This window comes from Bacillota bacterium (genome assembly GCA_040757085.1).
Lineage (GTDB): Bacteria > Bacillota > Sulfobacillia > JACIYH01 > JACIYH01 > JACIYH01.
Genome location: JBFLXJ010000029.1, coordinates 18,881 through 33,841, shown reverse-complemented (window position 1 = coordinate 33,841; position 14,961 = coordinate 18,881). Strand labels below are relative to the sequence as shown.

Here is a 14,961-nt window from a genome sequence, read left to right as displayed (position 1 = left end):
CTACCGCCCTACCGTCCTACCGCCGTATTTGCCCCGCCCGCCCGGATTGCGCAACCTGCCGCCCGCTCGGGCCGGGGAGAGGAAACTGCCGTCCTCCTTGCGCGGCATTATACAGACAAGAAGGCCTTCCTGACAAGACCCCGCGTTGCCTCGGGAGGCAGCGCGTCTCCCGTACGTACCAGGCCACAAACCGCAGCATGCGGGGGATAATAACCCCTGGCTTCACCTGCAGGCCTGGGGAGGGGTACAGTGGCAGACAGGACACGGCTGGGCACGACGATTCCCGTACGGGAACCACCCGGGGCGGCGCCGGGGCCCGTCGCACCCGGAACGACGCCCGCGCCTGCCCCAAGAGCAGGGAAGCGCCGGCGCACCCCCGACAAACCCGCTCCCGGTCCCGTGGCCGCCTGGGCCGAGGACAGTTCCGTGCCCGGTGTGCCCAGCAACATCCACTGTCTGGTGGTTGTGGGTCAGATCGAGGGGCACATCCTGCTCCCTTCCCAGAACAAGACCACCAAGTACGAGCACGTCCTCCCCCAGCTGGTGGCCGTCGAGCAGAGCGATTCCATAGAAGGACTCCTGGTGATCCTCAATACCGTGGGTGGGGATGTGGAGGCCGGGCTGGCCATCGCCGAGATGCTGGCTTCCATGAAGAAACCCCGGGTTTCCCTGGTCCTGGGAGGAGGCCATTCCATAGGGATGCCCCTGGCCATCGCGTGCGATTACTCCTTCATCGCCAGCACCGCCACCGTCACGGTCCATCCCATCCGACTCAGCGGCATGATCATAGGGGTCCCCCAGACCTTCGAGTACCTGGAGAAAATGCAGGACAGGGTGGTAAAGTTCGTCGTAAGCCACTCCCGCATCAGCGAAGAAAAGTACCGCGAATTGATGTTCCGCACCGGGGAACTCGCCCGCGACATCGGCACGGTGCTGGTGGGCAAGGACGCCGTGGACGTGGGCCTTATAGACGAGGTGGGCGGGCTCCAGGAAGCCCTGGCCAGGCTGGAGGATCTCATTGCCGAGAGGAAACACCAGGCCAAGAACCCCGGACGAGACCGGCCGCAAGGTGCCGCAGGCCAGCCAGCCCCCGCCGGCAACGTTCCCGCACCCCCGGCCCCCGCCGGTGACGTTCCCCCGACCTCGTCCGCCCCACAACAGGACGGTGCTAAAACACGACAGCCGGGGTGAAGCACATGTTGTGGACGCCCATGGCCGAAGAGGCGGTGATGATCGATCCCCGCAGTTACGACCGCGATATCATCGAGATAACCTACCACGGAAAACGTCTGCTGGTGGAGCCCATTTCCGCCACCCAGGCCCGCGTGGTCAGGCTCATCTCCACCGATCCCGCCGACTTCCTGCGACCTGACCTCCAACCCGGCCGCGTGGTTCCCCTGCTCCGCTGAACAAACGGCAAGCCGGGTCCGGGTCAGCGCTGCCCGTAGCGCCTGGCCAGGTCCTCTTTCTCCTCCCTTACCACCTCCGGCGGCAAGACCACCGGCTGCCCCAACAGATGGGCGTAAACGAAGACCTGGGCACAGGATTCCAGTATGATACAGAGGTCAAATGCCGAAGCCAGGTCGGGCCCGACCGTCACCGCGCCGTGGTTGGCGATGAGGGCCGCCCGCCCCTGGCCCAGGACCTCAGCCACGTTGCACGCTAACTCGGGAGTGCCCACGCGGGCGTACGCGGAAGTGCGCACGGGACCCCCGAAGACGGCCGCAATCACGTCGGTGATGGGCTCCAGGTCCCGGCGACACGCCGCCACCGCGGTACAGAACGGAGGGTGGGCGTGCACGATGGCCCCCACATCGGGCCGGCGCCGGTATATCTCCAGGTGCATGAGTCTCTCGATCGAGGGCCGGCGCGTCCCGCCCAGCACGTTACCCGCAAGATCCACCCTCACGATGTCTTCCGGCCCGATCTCGGCGTAAGGCATCCCGCTGGGGGTGATCAACATCCCCCTGTCATCCGGAAGGCGAACACTTATGTTCCCGCCCGTCCCCGTGACCAGCGCGCGCTCGAGGAGCAGGTTGCCGTAACGCACCATCTCTTCTCGCAACCTGGCTTCCTGCTCGCCCATCGCTTCCCCCCACCCCTGCCACCTGCGATTCAACCGGCGCATCGACATCTGCGCCGACGCGAGTGTACCACATTGGCACCCACGTTGACAGCCCCGGCGCCGGACGCAGCCCGGAGCGAATAGCCGCGGCTCTGCGGGCCTACAATTCATGTGAAGGGGCTCCGGGTACCAGGGAGCCCTTACCTTGCCGGCGGGTGCTGGGCCTCCCTGCCCGCCCCTCCTGGCGCGGTCCCACTGGAGGCACTCACCTTGGCACAGGATGAGCACGCGGCTGTCCGCCCACCGCTCCGGCCGGGCCGGGCCGGACCGTCCCTCTGGGGAGTGGCAGCCACGTACATGGGGACAGTGGTAGGAGCCGGCTTCGCCTCAGGCCAGGAGGTCTTACGCTTTTTCAGTCAGTTCGGGGGACGGGGCACCGGCGGCGTGCTGCTGGCCGCCCTGCTCCTCATGGCCGGCGGCGCCGCCATTTGCGAACTGGGAAGACGCACCCGAGCCAGGTCCTTTGGGGACGCCCTCCTCACCCTGGCCGGACCGCTGGTGGGGCGCTTGCTCGATGGGACCATGGCCTTCCTGCTATTCGGAGGCATGGTGGTGATGACGGCCGGCTCCGGGGCCCTGTTCCAGGAACACCTGGGGCTCGCCAACTGGCTGGGTTCAGCGGTCCTGGTGCTGGCTGCAGTGGCGACGGTGGCGTTTGGGTTGCGCGGGGTGGTGGCCGCGAACAGGGTGGTGGTGCCCCTACTGGTGACAGCGGTGCTGGCGGTCTCCATTTCCACCGTCGTCGCCCGAGGCATCCATCTCGGCTGGAGATGGTGGCAGCCCGGGGCAGCTGCCCACCCCTCCTGGGGGGTAGCCACAGCCCTCTACGCCTCGTACAATCTATTCCTCTCCCTGGGGGTACTGGCGCCCCTGGGGGCAGGCACGCAGTCCTTGCGAACGGTGGTGGCCGGAGGTATCCTGGGGGGAATGGGATTGGGGGTGGCGGCTCTGGCCGTCCATCTGGCCGTCCTGAGCAGCCTGCCGGATTCCGCAGCCCTGGCCATCCCCATGCTGGAGGCTGCCCGATCGCTACCCCCATGGGCCCGCACCGGTTACGCCCTGGTCCTGTTCGCCGAGATCTACACCACAGCGGTAGCCAACCTGTTCGCCCTGGAGCGGCGCCTGACCCCCCGGCAGGCGACGAGGGCGGGGCTATGGCGGGCCATGGTTCTGGCGGGGATGGGAATACTGGCACTTCTGGCCAGCCGCCTGGGATTCCCCCGCCTGGTGGTAACCATCTACCCTCTGGCAGGTTACGTGGGGTTCCTGGTCTTGCTCGGCCTTCCCGTGGCCCTGTGGCGCACCCGCGCGTTATAATGGGACCGTTCCCGATGGGACAGCCGTCTCCTAGGCGGCGCCTGGCTGTTCATGTCCGGAACGAAAAGGACGGTGAGGTACGTGTCCCTGACATGGGCTGCGGTCCTGGGGGTCGTCCAGGGTCTGACCGAGTTTCTCCCCGTGTCCAGCTCCGGCCACCTGGTAATCCTGCAGGGGCTGACCGGGGTGAAGATGCCGGGTGTCACTTTCGAGGTGGCCGTGCACCTGGGGACCCTACTGGCCGTTCTCATCGCCCTGTGGCCCGACGTGAAGATGCTGCTTCACGCGATTTTCGGGCCTCCCCCTCGCCAGATTCGGTTTGCCCACCAGCGCCGTAGCCAGCGCCAGCTCCTGGCCATGATCCTGCTGGCCCTGGTCCCCACCGGGGTCATAGGCCTGGCGGGCAAGGACTTCTTCGAGCGGCTGTTCACATCTCCCCGTGCGGCGGCCTGGGCCCTGCTGGTCACCGGCGCGGTCCTGGCCGTCACTCCCTCGCTTTCGGGGGGTCGCACCCGCCTCCTTGCGGTGAGGGGACGCCAGGCGCTGGCCGTCGGCACCGCCCAGGCGCTGGCCATCGTGCCGGGGCTTTCCCGCTCCGGCCTCACCATCGCAGCCGGCCTGGCCTGCGGGATGGAACCGGATGCCGCCGCCCGCTTCTCGTTCCTGCTTTCCATCCCCGCCATCCTGGGAGCCGCCGCCGTGGACGCCCTGGATGCCCTGGGCAGCGGCGGCCTGGCCCTCGCAGCCGCGCCACTCCTGGTGGGGGCGGTAACCGCCACCCTGGTGGGCGTGATCAGCGTGCGCTGGATGCTGCGTCTGGTGCGGCAGGGATCCCTGCGGTCATTTGCCTACTACTGCTGGGCAGTCGGGATCATCACCCTGGCGGCCACCTACCTGCATCCTTACTGACGTTGGGTAGAATTGGGACGGGAGGCGATAGGTGGCAGGAATCCGGTCGCCTCTTGCGAACATATATTGGGGGGAATGCCTTGAGCCGCCGCAACACGGGCAGGGCCCGGACACAGAGGGGAAGAGGGGGTAGGGGTAGAGGAGACCGAGAGGATTCGCATGCCAGGCCCCGTGATGCCCTGTATTACGAACTCTGGGGTATCGCTTCCCTGGTGGGCGGGGGACTGGTGATGACCGCCCTCGGGTTCCCGTCATCTACGGGACCTGTGGGGGTCTGGCTGAAACGGATCCTGCGCCTCCTGCTCGGCGATGCCGCTTACGGCCTGGGGGCGACCCTGCTCCTTCTGGGTGCCGGCCTGGTGTGGCGCCATCGGGGCTTCGCCGGAGTCAGACGCTGGTTGGGAGCCACGGGACTCCTCCTGCTGGGGGCAGCCGCTGTCCACGCCTGGGCCCTATCGGTTAACCGCTTCTCGGGCCTCCAGGAATGGGAGGCCGCCCGCCTGGGTATGGGCGGGGGCGTCCTGGGCCGGGTAGTCTGGCTGGCACTCACCCGGGCCTTCGGCAGCGCGGGGGCGTGGCTGGTGGGAAGCGCCGCTGCCCTGGCAAGTGCTCTGGCCCTGACGCACGTCACCGTCGCCCAGTTACTGGGGCTGACTGCCCGGACTGCCCGCCTGGCGGCCAGAGCATGGAGGAGGCTGGTGCACGGCCTGCGCCGGCTGTTCTTCGTGGAGGTACCGCAGGAACTGATCGAGTCGACGGAAGAGGAAGCATCCCTGACCCCCACCGGCAGCGGGTTGCCGGCCCATGTGCCCGTTCCTGCCCCTCCCGTGGCGGGGCCCGCCCTGCCGGGCGAGCAGTTGGCCACCCGGGAACCGCCCACCCCCGGGGCACCCGGCGGGCAGGCGGCCACCCCCGGGGTGCCCGGCGGGCAGGGGGCTCCCCCGACGGGGGTGCCGGCCGGGCAGCCCCCGCAGGCACCACCGGGTTCCTCTCCCCATGCTGGCGCCCGCCGGCAGACCCGGGCTGCGAACGAACGTCAGTTGACCCTTGACTTTCAGCTGTACCAGTTGCCGCCCCTGACTCTTCTGGAGAAGGGTCGCTCGCGCCTGCCCCGCAGCGACCGGGAGATCGCCGACAAGGCCCGCCTGATCGAGGAAACCCTGGCCTCCTTTGGTGTGCAGGCCCAAGTTGTGGAGGTCAGCCGGGGCCCCGCCGTCACCCGGTTCGAAGTCCACCCGGGGCCGGGCGTCAAGGTATCACGCATCACGGCGCTGGCCGACGACATCGCCCTCTCCCTGGCGGCGGCGGACGTGCGCATCGAGCCGCGGATACCCGGCAAATCCGCCGTGGGCATCGAGGTCCCCAACCGCCAGATCTCCATGGTCACCCTGCGCGATGTGCTGGAGACCCCCGAGTTCCAGCAATCCCCCTCCCCGCTCACCATCGCCCTGGGGAAGGACGTGGCCGGGCGACCGGTGGTCCCCACCCTGGATAGCCTCCTGCACCTGCTCATCGCGGGGGCCACGGGCTCCGGAAAGAGCGTGTGCCTGAACGCCATCATCTCGAGCATCCTCTTCAAAGCCCGCCCCCACGAAGTCAAGTTCATCCTCATCGACCCCAAAGTGGTGGAACTCAGCGTATTCGACGGGATTCCCCACCTGCTGGCGCCGGTGGTGGCCGAGCCCAAGAAGGCAGCCGGGGTGCTGCGGTGGGTGGTAGAAGAAATGGTCCAGCGTTGGCGGCTCTTCGCCGACGCCGGGGTACGGGACATCGGACGCTACAACCAGGCCATGATCAAGGACGGCAATCCCCTGGCCGCGCTCCCCTTCATCGTGGTAGTGATCGACGAACTGGCCGACCTGATGACGGTGGCTCCCGTGGAACTAGAGGAAGCCGTGCAGCGCCTCGCCCAGATGGGGCGGGCGGCGGGCATCCACCTGGTGATGGCCACGCAGCGCCCGTCCGCCGATGTGGTGACGGGCACCATCAAGGCCAACATCCCTTCCCGGGTGGCGTTTACCGTAGCTTCCCAGGTGGATTCTCGGATCGTCCTGGACATGCCGGGAGCCGAGCGCCTGGTGGGGCGCGGCGACATGCTCTTCTTGCCCATGGGAGCCACCAAACCGATCAGGGCCCAGGGAGCGTATATCTCGGAGCAGGAACTGGAAGCCCTGGTCACCCACTGCTCTGCTCAGGCCAGCCCCCAGTTTGAGCAGCGTATCCTGCAGGTTGAAACCGGGGAAGAGACCCAGGAGATGGAAGATGACCTGTTCCCGCAGGCGGTGCGGGTGGTGGTGGAAGCCCGCCAGGCGTCCGCTTCCCTCCTGCAACGGCGTCTGCGGGTGGGCTACACCCGGGCCGCCCGCCTGATAGACATGATGGAGGCCCGCGGGTTCGTGAGCGCGTACGACGGCACCCGTCCCCGCGAGGTATTCCTGACCCTGGAGGAATACCGACGCCTCTTCGAGTCAGGGCGCAGGGAATAAAGCACGGACGGCGAACATTCCGGTATGCGTTACTTCACGGCTTTCCTGAAGTCGCCCTCACCCATCGCCCGCCCTGAGGGCCCCTCTCCCGCAAAGGCTCAGGTGAGCAAAGAATTCCGCAACGTGGCCCTGGCCACCCTGGCCCTGGAGTTCGCGCTGGGGGTGCAGCGGGGGGTATATCCCAACTTCGTGGCGCAGGTGCTGGGCATCGGGGCGGACCAGTTGGGAGTGGTGGAGAGCATCCGCGAAATACCGGGATTGCTCACGGTGGTGCTGGGGGCGGCCGCAGTGTTTTTCCGCCAGTCCACCTTCACCGCACTCACCCTGCTCGTCACCGCCCTGGGCCTGGGCCTGTACGCCCTGACCAGCACCTTCTGGCACCTGGTCGTGGCTACCCTGGTGGTATCGGTGGGATTCCACCTATTTTACCCCCTGCAGTCCGCCATGGTGCTGCGCATCGCCTCACCGCAGGAAAGGGCCACTCGCCTGGGTCAGGTGAACTCCGTCACCGCCGCTGCCTCTTTGCTTGCCATGGGAGTGGTGCTGTTCCTCACCCGGGGGCTGGGCTTTTACAATTACAGCGCCTTCTTCGCGCTGGGTGCCGGCGCAGCCTGCGCCGGGGCCCTCGCGCTCTACTTCCAGGGGGGCGACGGTGGGGGTCGACTCCGTCGCCCTCTGCTGTTCCGCCGGGCCTACATCTCCTACTACGTCCTCACCTTCCTGGCAGGGTCCCGGCGCCACATGTACATGACTTTTGCCGCGTTTGCCCTGGTAAAGCTGTACCACACCCCCCTCACCGTGATGATGGTGCTCATGGCCATCTCCAACGTGGTGGCCATCCTCACCCGGCCCCTACTGGGACGCCTCATAGACCGCTGGGGTGAGCAACGCAGCCTCATGCTCAACTATGCCGTCATCATCCCACTCTTCCTGGCCTACGGCTTCCTCCCTTACCCCCGGCTCCTCTATTGCGTTTACGTCCTGGACAGCGCCATGTTCGGATTCGAGATAGCGATCTCCAGCCACCTGGCCAAGATCGCCCCACCCGAAGACCTGGCGTCCACCCTGGCGGCGGGTGGTACCGTCAACCACATCGCCGGGGTACTGGTTCCCTTTGCCGGAGGCCTCCTGTGGGCGGCCTGGGGTCCGGGTGCCACCTTCCTGGGGGGTGCCCTGCTGGGATTGGCTTCCCTGTGGTACAGTGCCGGGCTTTCCGCCGTGCAGATCAGCCGGGAGGTGCTAATGTGTCGACAAGACCGGACAACCTGACCGTGGCCCGGGCTGCCATACGCATGGCCCTGTCCATCTCCCGTGAAGAAGAGGCAGAACTGAAGCGCACCCTAAGCGAACACGGCATACGAACGGTGGCGGTGGACTTCGGGGGAGAATTCTACTCCACCATCCCCAAAGCGGTAGAGAGGGCACTGGTGGCCGCCAAGCGAGAGGGCGTCATCCGTGACACCCACCTGCACCTGGGAGCAGTGGCCGGTGCCACCCGGGAGGCCATGGTGCAGATGGGCACCCGGGCCATGGGGCTTAACGTGGGGGGCAAGATCGCGGTGGCCAAGGGGGGCGAGCACCTGGCGGTGGCCGTATTCGCCGGGGTGGGCCTCCTTCACCTGGACGACGTGGCCGTGGGACTCGCCCACCGGGCCATCCCCGAATAGCCGGTCAGATGCGGGAGGCCCGCCAGGCCACCAACGTGAGGAGCGCGCCGCCCGCCGCCAGGGAGAGAGCCAGCCCCCATCTCCAGGTCGGGAGGGGGTACTCCTTGCGATATCCCCTTTCCACCACCCACCACGCCAAGGCATGCAGGTCGGAATCGCCACCGTGCAGGGGGCAGGCGGCAGAAAACAGTCCCGTCACCACCACCGTGTCCCCCCGGGAAGCATAGCCGCCCGTGAACCGAATCGCTTCCCCAAGCTGCGCGGGCGCCCATACCCCCACCGCTGACACGCCGTCCCCCACGTTCAGCCAGACGTGGTCGCCCCGGCGCATGACGCTCCCGATCACTTCCCCCTTCAGCGTCACCGGCTTTCCGTGGTACCTGCCGGGGTCCGAAGTAAGGCCGGTGGGAGTAAGGACGGTATCCTCGCCAGGAAAGGACCCTCCCCCCGCGGGCCCGGCGCCGGCCGCCCCTGTCGCCGGTAATACAGCCCCCACAAGCCAGCATAGCAGGCCGACAGTCAGCAGTATCCGCGTCCCCAGCCTGCGCCCGATCATCAAGGTAGCCTCCGCCGGTAGACCGCGTATCCCAGGAGTACCAGGACCGCCATGAACTCGAGCCGCCCCGCCCACATCACCACCACATACAGCGCCTTGAGAAACCAGGGCATGGTGGGAGAAGTGATGCCCACCGTGAGACCCACGTTCCCGGTGGCGGACGCCGCCTCGAAAAGGGAACGGTCGAGGGGATATCCAGCCGCCACGGTAGCGGTGGCTGCCACCGCGAACGTCAGACTGTACAGACCCATGATGAACAGTGCCCCCCGCACGTGATGACCCTCCAGGGTGAAATCCCGGAAAAAGTGAAACCTGGTGACCACCAGGGCAGATTCCGGCACCAGCAGCCGGCGCACCTCATGGGAGAGGGTCTTGACCGCCAGCCCCACCCGGATGCCCTTGAACCCACCGGCGGTGGAGCTGGCGGACCCGCCCAGTACCATGGCCAGAGTCAGTCCCAGCAGGGCCAGGTCACCCCACTGCCCCGGGATCTGGGCGGGATACACGGTCATGAATCCCGTGGTTGTGTGGGCGGAGAGGACCTGATATACCGCCTTACGGAACAGATCCACGGCAGAAGTGTACACGCCCCGGGCGGCCAGCACCCCCAGCACCATCAGGGACAGCGCGGTGGAGGTGGCGGCAAAGGCCTGGGTTTCCAGGTTGCGCAGCACCTCGCGCCGGTTTCCCGTCCACACCGCATGGTGAAGGCCGAAGTTCAATGAGCCCAGGACGAAGAACACCATGGTGGCCACTTCGAAGGGGGCGCTGTGGTAAAAAAGGATGCTCTGGCTGTAAGGAGCAAAACCACCCGTGCTCCAGGCAGCCATGAACACCCACATGCCGTGCAGGAAGGCCCGGTAAGGGGCCATGCCCTCGCGCCAGGCGATCATGCTCAGCACCAGCGTACCCAATGCCAGGTACACCAGGCTGATCCCCCAGATGGCGCGGGCAGTGTGGACGACGCTGGGCAGCAGTCGCTCGTCCTTGCCCTCCCCCACGTAGAGCTTGTATCCGCCCGGCAGCCCCCGCGCCAGGAAAGTGAGGGCCAGGACAATCATTCCCTGGCCTCCCAGGTACGACAGCAGATGCCGCCAGGTGTTGAGGCCGTCGGAGACATGGTCGAGGTCCTGAATCAGAACGAGGCCGGTGGTGGTGAACCCGCTCATGACGTCGAAGCAGGCATCGCCGAAGGAACCGTAGTGACCGCTCAACCAACTGGGGATGGCGCATATCACCATGGCCACCAACCAAGAAACGGCCACGGTGACCATCCCCTGGGTCCAGGTTACCCTCCGGGGAGTGCGCCGGCAGAAGATGACCAGGGCCGAACCCCCCACCAGGGCCACCCCGGCCCCGCTGAGAAAGTCGGCCACCACCGCCCATTCGCGGGAGGCCACCGCCACCAGCATGGGGATGACCATCAGGGCCGCCACACCCCACAGCACCCGACCGGTCTGGAGCCCCACGGTCGCCAGGTCTTGCCGGCTCACATCCGGGTCACCACCGCACAAAGGACGAAGAGCACCAAAAGATACAGGGCAACCGCGCCCACTTCCACAAGGATGCCCGCCACGCCATTCCAGAGGGGGCGCTTGGGCACCAATCGCTCAGCCGCACGCCCTGCCAGGCTCACGTTCGCTCACCCTCTCCACCCGGGCGCAACCGGCCGGGGCCGGGAGCTACCACCGCCCGGTGCGGGCCCGTCGAGCGCGGCGCCACCACCGGCCGCGGGCCCATCGGCCCGGGTCGTGCCGCCACCCGGGCGGCGAGTGCTGGCAGCCTTTGCCCCCCTGCCCACCAGGGCGCGCATGAGGGCCTCTTCCCTCTCCGTGGTGGTGAGGGCCAGCACCCCGTCGTGGGGAAGCAGAACGGTATCTCCCCGCGGGAATACCACGTGCTCGCCCCGCACCACCGCTACCAGGACCGAATCCGCGGGCAGGTGAGCGGCCAGCTCCCTGACTGTCCGCCCGGCAGCTGGCGCACCTTCGTCCAGCTGTGCTTCCACGAGGGCCATCTCGCCCCGGTGAAAGGTGAGCAGTTCCCGCAGGGCACCCATGCTGGTCTCCCGCTCGATGAAGCGGGCGATGATGGACGTGCTCGATACTGCTATGTCCACGCCCAGTTGTTGCAGCACATGCTGGTTCTTGGGGTTGTTCACCCGGGCGATGGTGCGCGGCACCCCGAACTCCTCCCGGGCCACCTGGCATGCCACCAGGTTGACCTCGTCCAGCCCGGTGACGGCCGCCAGCACCTGGGCCCGATCGGCCCCCGCGTCGGCAAGGTAAGCGGGGTTGGTCCCGTCACCGGCGATCACCAGCACGGGAAGCTGCTCGGCCAGCATGACCGCCCGTCGCGGATTCTTCTCCACCACGCTCACCTGGTGATGCTTCTCCTGGAGTGTGCGCGCCAGGTAGAACCCGACCTTGCCTCCCCCTACCACCACCACTCGCATGCCTGATCCTCCCCCGGGCATCCCTCTATGGCTCTTCATGGATCCAGGCCAAGACCGCGGCACGGGCGTCCAGGCGGATGAGCGCCAAGACACCGTCTCCTTCCTCCAGGCGGAGATCGGGACCCGGCAGGAGCACCCTCCCCCGTCGCACTACCCCCGCGGGGTGGCATTTGCCCGGAATCACCAGTCGCTCCAGCGGCTCCCCGGCCAGCGAGGGACGGACTGCAAACTGCACCAGTTCCACGTCACCCGTGCCAAGGGCCAGAAGGTGCATGAGCGCCCCGGCGCCAAGCAGGCACCGCACCTGGGCCACCGCGGACTTCCCCGGGCGCAGGGTCTGAAATCCCAGGCGACGGTATGTCTCTTCCAGTTGGGGATCGGAAACCCGTATCACCACCCGGCGCAGGCCAAACAGCCGGGAAGCCACCTGCCCCACCATAAGGTTGACCTGGTCGCTGCCCGTCACCGCCGCCAGGGCGTCCGCCCGGTCGGCCCCCGCCTGTCGCAGAACGTCCGCGTCGATGGCGGTTCCCGATACCGTGACCCCGTCGAAACCAGGACCCAACCGCTCGAAAGCGGTCCGGTCCCGGTCGATCACCACCACGTCATGCCCCTCGTCGGCCAGGGTGCGTGCCAGTTCCGCCCCCAGGCTCCCGCATCCTGCCACTATGATGTACATGCTCGCCCCTTCCCTCGCCACGCCCTTCGCTCGTCAGCCAAACTCAGGGCTCTTCGCTTGACCGGCCGAGCCGCATCTTCTCCCTCGCCGCCGGAAAATCAGAGCTGCGGGGCAGGCGGCGTATATCGCCAACCGGTGGCGCGCTCCAGGTTGGACAGGGCCGGACGGTATCCCGGGTCCACCGCCAGCGCCGCCCGGTACATCTTGAGGGCTCCCAGCACGTCCCCCCGCAGCTCCGCCACCAGCCCCAGCAGACTGTACGCCTCGGGATGGTTGGGATTCAGCGAGACCGCACGCTTGAGGTGAGGGATGGCGTCCTCGGGGCGGGAACGGGCAATGCAGGCCTTGGCGTACTCCACTGCGGCCCGGAACGACTGCTCCGCTTCTTCTTCCGTCACCCGCTCCCTCGCCAGCACCGTGGCGACCACGTTCCGGATTTCCTCGGGGGTGAAGGGTTTCTGCAGGTAGTCCAGCGCCCCCAGCTTCATGGTCTCCACCGCCGTCTCGATGGTACCGTAAGCGGTGATCATGACCACCGCCTGCTCCGGCCGGCGGTGCTTGATGCGGCGCAGCACCTCCACCCCGTCTATGTCGGGAAGCTTGATGTCCAGCAGCACCAGATCGTATTCGCCCTTCTCCAGCTTCTCCAGGGCGTGTTCCCCGCTCACCGCCAGGTCCACCTCGTGCCCGGCATCCGCCAGGCACTGTTGCAGGGTCACCCTTATGTTCTTCTCGTCATCCACCACCAGGATCCTGGCCAACGGTCCCACCTCCTGCATTCAAGGCTCCACAGGGAGGCTGAACGTGAACTTGCTGCCCCGGCCAGGTTCGCTTTCCACAAAGAGACGGCCCCCGTGGGCACGCACGATATCCCGCGAAATGGCCAGGCCCAGGCCCGCACCTCCCCCGGCCCTGTCCTCCAACTGAACATAAGGCTGGAAGATGGCCTCCTGCTTCTCCCTGGGGATGCCGATCCCGGTGTCGGCAACGCTGACGTAGACCATAGCCCCGTGGGGCTCCGCGGATACGGCGATCCGGCCCCCGGCCGGTGTGTAGCGCAGGGCGTTGGCCACCAGGTTGGAAATCACCCAGGTCACCTTCTCTCGATCGGCACGCACCGCTGGCAAACCGGCGGGGACCTCCCGGCGCAACTCCACCCCCTGGGCCTCGGCCTGGGCCACGAAAGGCAGGGTGGCGCTCTCTACCATCTCCGCCACCTCCACCCGGGTAAAGCTAAGGGGCAACTGCCCCGACTGCAACCTGCTCAACTCGAAGAGTTCGTCCACCAGGCGGGAGAGCCGCCGGGAGTCCTCCTTCAGGATGTCCACCAGCTCCGCCTCCCTGGGGCATCCCCGCAAGACCTTGCTCTCGGCCAGGAGGCCGATCCCCATGGTCAGCGATGCCAGAGGAGTACGCAATTCGTGAGAAATGGCCGACATGAACCGGGACCGGGACCGCTCCACTTCTTCCACGGCCGTTACGTCCCGGAGTAGGAGCACCACCCCGAGCACCTCCTCGCCGAGCCGGACAGCGGTGGCCTCCGCCAGGTAGCAGCGGCGTCTCCCGCCCCGAGCGTGCTCAACCAGTACCGGCTCGCTGGGTTCGCCATCCGGAGGGGAGGAAGCCCGGGCCGCCTCGCGCTCCACCAGTTCCACCAGCCGGGCATCATGCACCACGTGCGAAAAAGGCCGACCGGCCAGGTCGTCCCCCTTCCATCCGAACACTTCCTGGGCCACGGGGTTGGCTGATTCGATGCGCAGGGCGGTGTCGGTTACCACCAGACCATCCCCGATGGCGTCTATGACCGCCTCCAGCTTGCGCCGGCTGGCCGCCAGGCGGGCCACGTTGGAGGCCCGCACTTCCCGTAGTTTTTCCACCATGGCATTGAACTCAGCAGCCAGCAGCCCGACCTCGTCCCGGCCCCGCACCTCTATGGTTTCATCCAGGTGCCCCTCCCCCACCCGGCGGGCGGATTCGGCTAGGCGCCGCACGGGACGGGCAATAACCTCTGACACCGTGAATCCCAGCACCACGGCCATCACCAGAGCCATCACCCCCACCAGCAGGGTGGACCAGGCGGCCCGAGCGCTGGCCGCAGTCATGCGGGCCTGCACGTTGCTCATGGCCTGGTCGTTCATGGCGAAGAGTTCCCAGCAGGCCTGGCGGGCGGCATCGAACCGCGGCAACACCAGGCCTCGATAGGCCGCACTCACGGTGTCTGCCGGCAGGGCGTGGTCGCGGTCTCCCCAGATGGTCTCCAGGGCACGGCAGTAATCCAGGTAGCGCGCCCGGATGCGGGCCACCACTTCCCCTTCTCCGGGCAGGGTGACGTTATCTTCTGCCCGGGCCAGCCATCCCAGGAAATCCGTCCGGGCCCGCTCGAACAGTGCCCCTGACTCCGGGTCGCCGAGCAGCAACATGAGGGCCGCACTGTCCTGTCTCTCCAGTGCCGCCACCATATGGGTGGCTGCCACCACACTGCGGTAGTTCTGCACCATCATGGCGTTCAACTGGCCCGAGAAGCGGACGTAGTTGAAAGCCGACCACATCCCCACGACCAGTGCCAGGGCCGTGATGAGCACGTACCCGCCCATGATCCTGCCGCGCAGGCTGGCCCTCATCCCATAGCCCCCGGAGGAAATCGGGCCCGGCAATACCTGCCAGGCTCGTCCCCAATTCTACTCCATTCGCGGCGGGAATTCCAGCCAGCGCGGCGCAGGGCGGCAGCGGTAGCCAGTAGCCGGCCAGAACAGCGACACGCGGCTCG

General features: G+C 67.2%; 15 protein-coding genes. 7 read left to right on the top strand and 8 right to left on the bottom strand.

Annotated elements, in window-relative coordinates; translation table 11 throughout:
* The first annotated feature begins 249 nt into the window (after window positions 1–249).
* Together AB1446_11230 and AB1446_11225 are read left to right on the top strand one after the other, a co-directional pair.
* Window positions 250–1,191 (top strand): ATP-dependent Clp protease proteolytic subunit, encoded by a 942-nt coding sequence (locus AB1446_11230; GenBank protein MEW6547465.1) that lies wholly within the window; start codon window positions 250–252, stop codon window positions 1,189–1,191.
* 5 nt (window positions 1,192–1,196) lie between these two features.
* A complete protein-coding gene (locus AB1446_11225; GenBank protein MEW6547464.1) occupies window positions 1,197–1,409 on the top strand; it encodes a YlzJ-like family protein in 213 nt (70 codons plus the stop codon).
* A 23-nt stretch (window positions 1,410–1,432) separates the two neighbouring features.
* On the opposite strand, the gene AB1446_11220 is transcribed toward AB1446_11225, so the two are convergent.
* On the bottom strand, window positions 1,433–2,086 hold the full coding sequence (locus AB1446_11220) for a class II aldolase/adducin family protein (GenBank protein MEW6547463.1): 654 nt from the start codon (window positions 2,084–2,086) through the stop codon (window positions 1,433–1,435).
* Between the two features lie 249 nt (window positions 2,087–2,335).
* Here AB1446_11220 and AB1446_11215 point away from each other — a divergent pair, with 249 nt between their 5' ends.
* The 5 genes from AB1446_11215 (at window position 2,336) to AB1446_11195 (ending at window position 8,504) form a co-directional block, all read left to right on the top strand.
* Entirely contained in the window at window positions 2,336–3,442 is a 1,107-nt protein-coding gene (locus AB1446_11215; GenBank protein MEW6547462.1) for a hypothetical protein, read from the top strand.
* 51 nt (window positions 3,443–3,493) lie between these two features.
* Window positions 3,494–4,351 carry an undecaprenyl-diphosphate phosphatase gene (locus AB1446_11210; GenBank protein ID MEW6547461.1) on the top strand — a complete coding sequence of 286 codons (858 nt, stop codon included), beginning with the start codon at window positions 3,494–3,496 and terminating at the stop codon, window positions 4,349–4,351.
* 230 nt (window positions 4,352–4,581) lie between these two features.
* Window positions 4,582–6,837, top strand: coding sequence for a DNA translocase FtsK (locus AB1446_11205; protein ID MEW6547460.1), 2,256 nt, complete (start codon window positions 4,582–4,584; stop codon window positions 6,835–6,837).
* A 102-nt stretch (window positions 6,838–6,939) separates the two neighbouring features.
* On the top strand, window positions 6,940–8,106 hold the full coding sequence (locus AB1446_11200; protein ID MEW6547459.1) for an MFS transporter: 1,167 nt from the start codon (window positions 6,940–6,942) through the stop codon (window positions 8,104–8,106).
* A 23-nt stretch (window positions 8,107–8,129) separates the two neighbouring features.
* Window positions 8,130–8,504 (top strand): HutP family protein, encoded by a 375-nt coding sequence (locus AB1446_11195; protein MEW6547458.1) that lies wholly within the window; start codon window positions 8,130–8,132, stop codon window positions 8,502–8,504.
* 4 nt (window positions 8,505–8,508) lie between these two features.
* Here AB1446_11195 and AB1446_11190 read toward each other — a convergent pair whose 3' ends face one another.
* The 7 genes from AB1446_11190 to AB1446_11160 form a co-directional block, all read right to left on the bottom strand.
* Window positions 8,509–9,060 (bottom strand): hypothetical protein, encoded by a 552-nt coding sequence (locus AB1446_11190; GenBank protein MEW6547457.1) that lies wholly within the window; start codon window positions 9,058–9,060, stop codon window positions 8,509–8,511.
* Window positions 9,060–10,553, bottom strand: a complete 1,494-nt coding sequence (locus tag AB1446_11185) for a TrkH family potassium uptake protein (protein ID MEW6547456.1) — start codon at window positions 10,551–10,553, stop codon at window positions 9,060–9,062. Before AB1446_11185 ends, AB1446_11190 begins: the two co-directional genes overlap by 1 nt.
* Window positions 10,550–10,696, bottom strand: coding sequence for a hypothetical protein (locus tag AB1446_11180; protein MEW6547455.1), 147 nt, complete (start codon window positions 10,694–10,696; stop codon window positions 10,550–10,552). Before AB1446_11180 ends, AB1446_11185 begins: the two co-directional genes overlap by 4 nt.
* A 6-nt stretch (window positions 10,697–10,702) precedes the next feature.
* The gene (locus AB1446_11175; GenBank protein ID MEW6547454.1) at window positions 10,703–11,515 is read right to left on the bottom strand and encodes an NAD-binding protein; all 813 of its coding nucleotides are present in this window, start codon (window positions 11,513–11,515) and stop codon (window positions 10,703–10,705) included.
* 25 nt (window positions 11,516–11,540) lie between these two features.
* On the bottom strand, window positions 11,541–12,194 hold the full coding sequence (locus AB1446_11170; protein MEW6547453.1) for a TrkA family potassium uptake protein: 654 nt from the start codon (window positions 12,192–12,194) through the stop codon (window positions 11,541–11,543).
* Between the two features lie 98 nt (window positions 12,195–12,292).
* The gene (locus AB1446_11165) at window positions 12,293–12,955 is read right to left on the bottom strand and encodes a response regulator (protein ID MEW6547452.1); all 663 of its coding nucleotides are present in this window, start codon (window positions 12,953–12,955) and stop codon (window positions 12,293–12,295) included.
* Window positions 12,956–12,973: 18 nt separating this feature from the next.
* Window positions 12,974–14,815 (bottom strand): ATP-binding protein, encoded by a 1,842-nt coding sequence (locus tag AB1446_11160; protein ID MEW6547451.1) that lies wholly within the window; start codon window positions 14,813–14,815, stop codon window positions 12,974–12,976.
* Window positions 14,816–14,961 lie beyond the last annotated feature (146 nt).

Coding starts and splice junctions, on each gene's coding strand:
- AB1446_11160 (MEW6547451.1), bottom strand. CDS start 14,815: ATGAGGGCCAGCCTGCGCGGCAGGATCATGGGCGGGTACGTGCTCATC.
- AB1446_11210 (MEW6547461.1), top strand. CDS start 3,494: ATGTCCGGAACGAAAAGGACGGTGAGGTACGTGTCCCTGACATGGGCT.
- AB1446_11175 (MEW6547454.1), bottom strand. CDS start 11,515: ATGCGAGTGGTGGTGGTAGGGGGAGGCAAGGTCGGGTTCTACCTGGCG.
- AB1446_11205 (MEW6547460.1), top strand. CDS start 4,582: ATGACCGCCCTCGGGTTCCCGTCATCTACGGGACCTGTGGGGGTCTGG.
- AB1446_11220 (MEW6547463.1), bottom strand. CDS start 2,086: ATGGGCGAGCAGGAAGCCAGGTTGCGAGAAGAGATGGTGCGTTACGGC.
- AB1446_11225 (MEW6547464.1), top strand. CDS start 1,197: ATGTTGTGGACGCCCATGGCCGAAGAGGCGGTGATGATCGATCCCCGC.
- AB1446_11190 (MEW6547457.1), bottom strand. CDS start 9,060: ATGATCGGGCGCAGGCTGGGGACGCGGATACTGCTGACTGTCGGCCTG.
- AB1446_11170 (MEW6547453.1), bottom strand. CDS start 12,194: ATGTACATCATAGTGGCAGGATGCGGGAGCCTGGGGGCGGAACTGGCA.
- AB1446_11195 (MEW6547458.1), top strand. CDS start 8,130: ATGGCCCTGTCCATCTCCCGTGAAGAAGAGGCAGAACTGAAGCGCACC.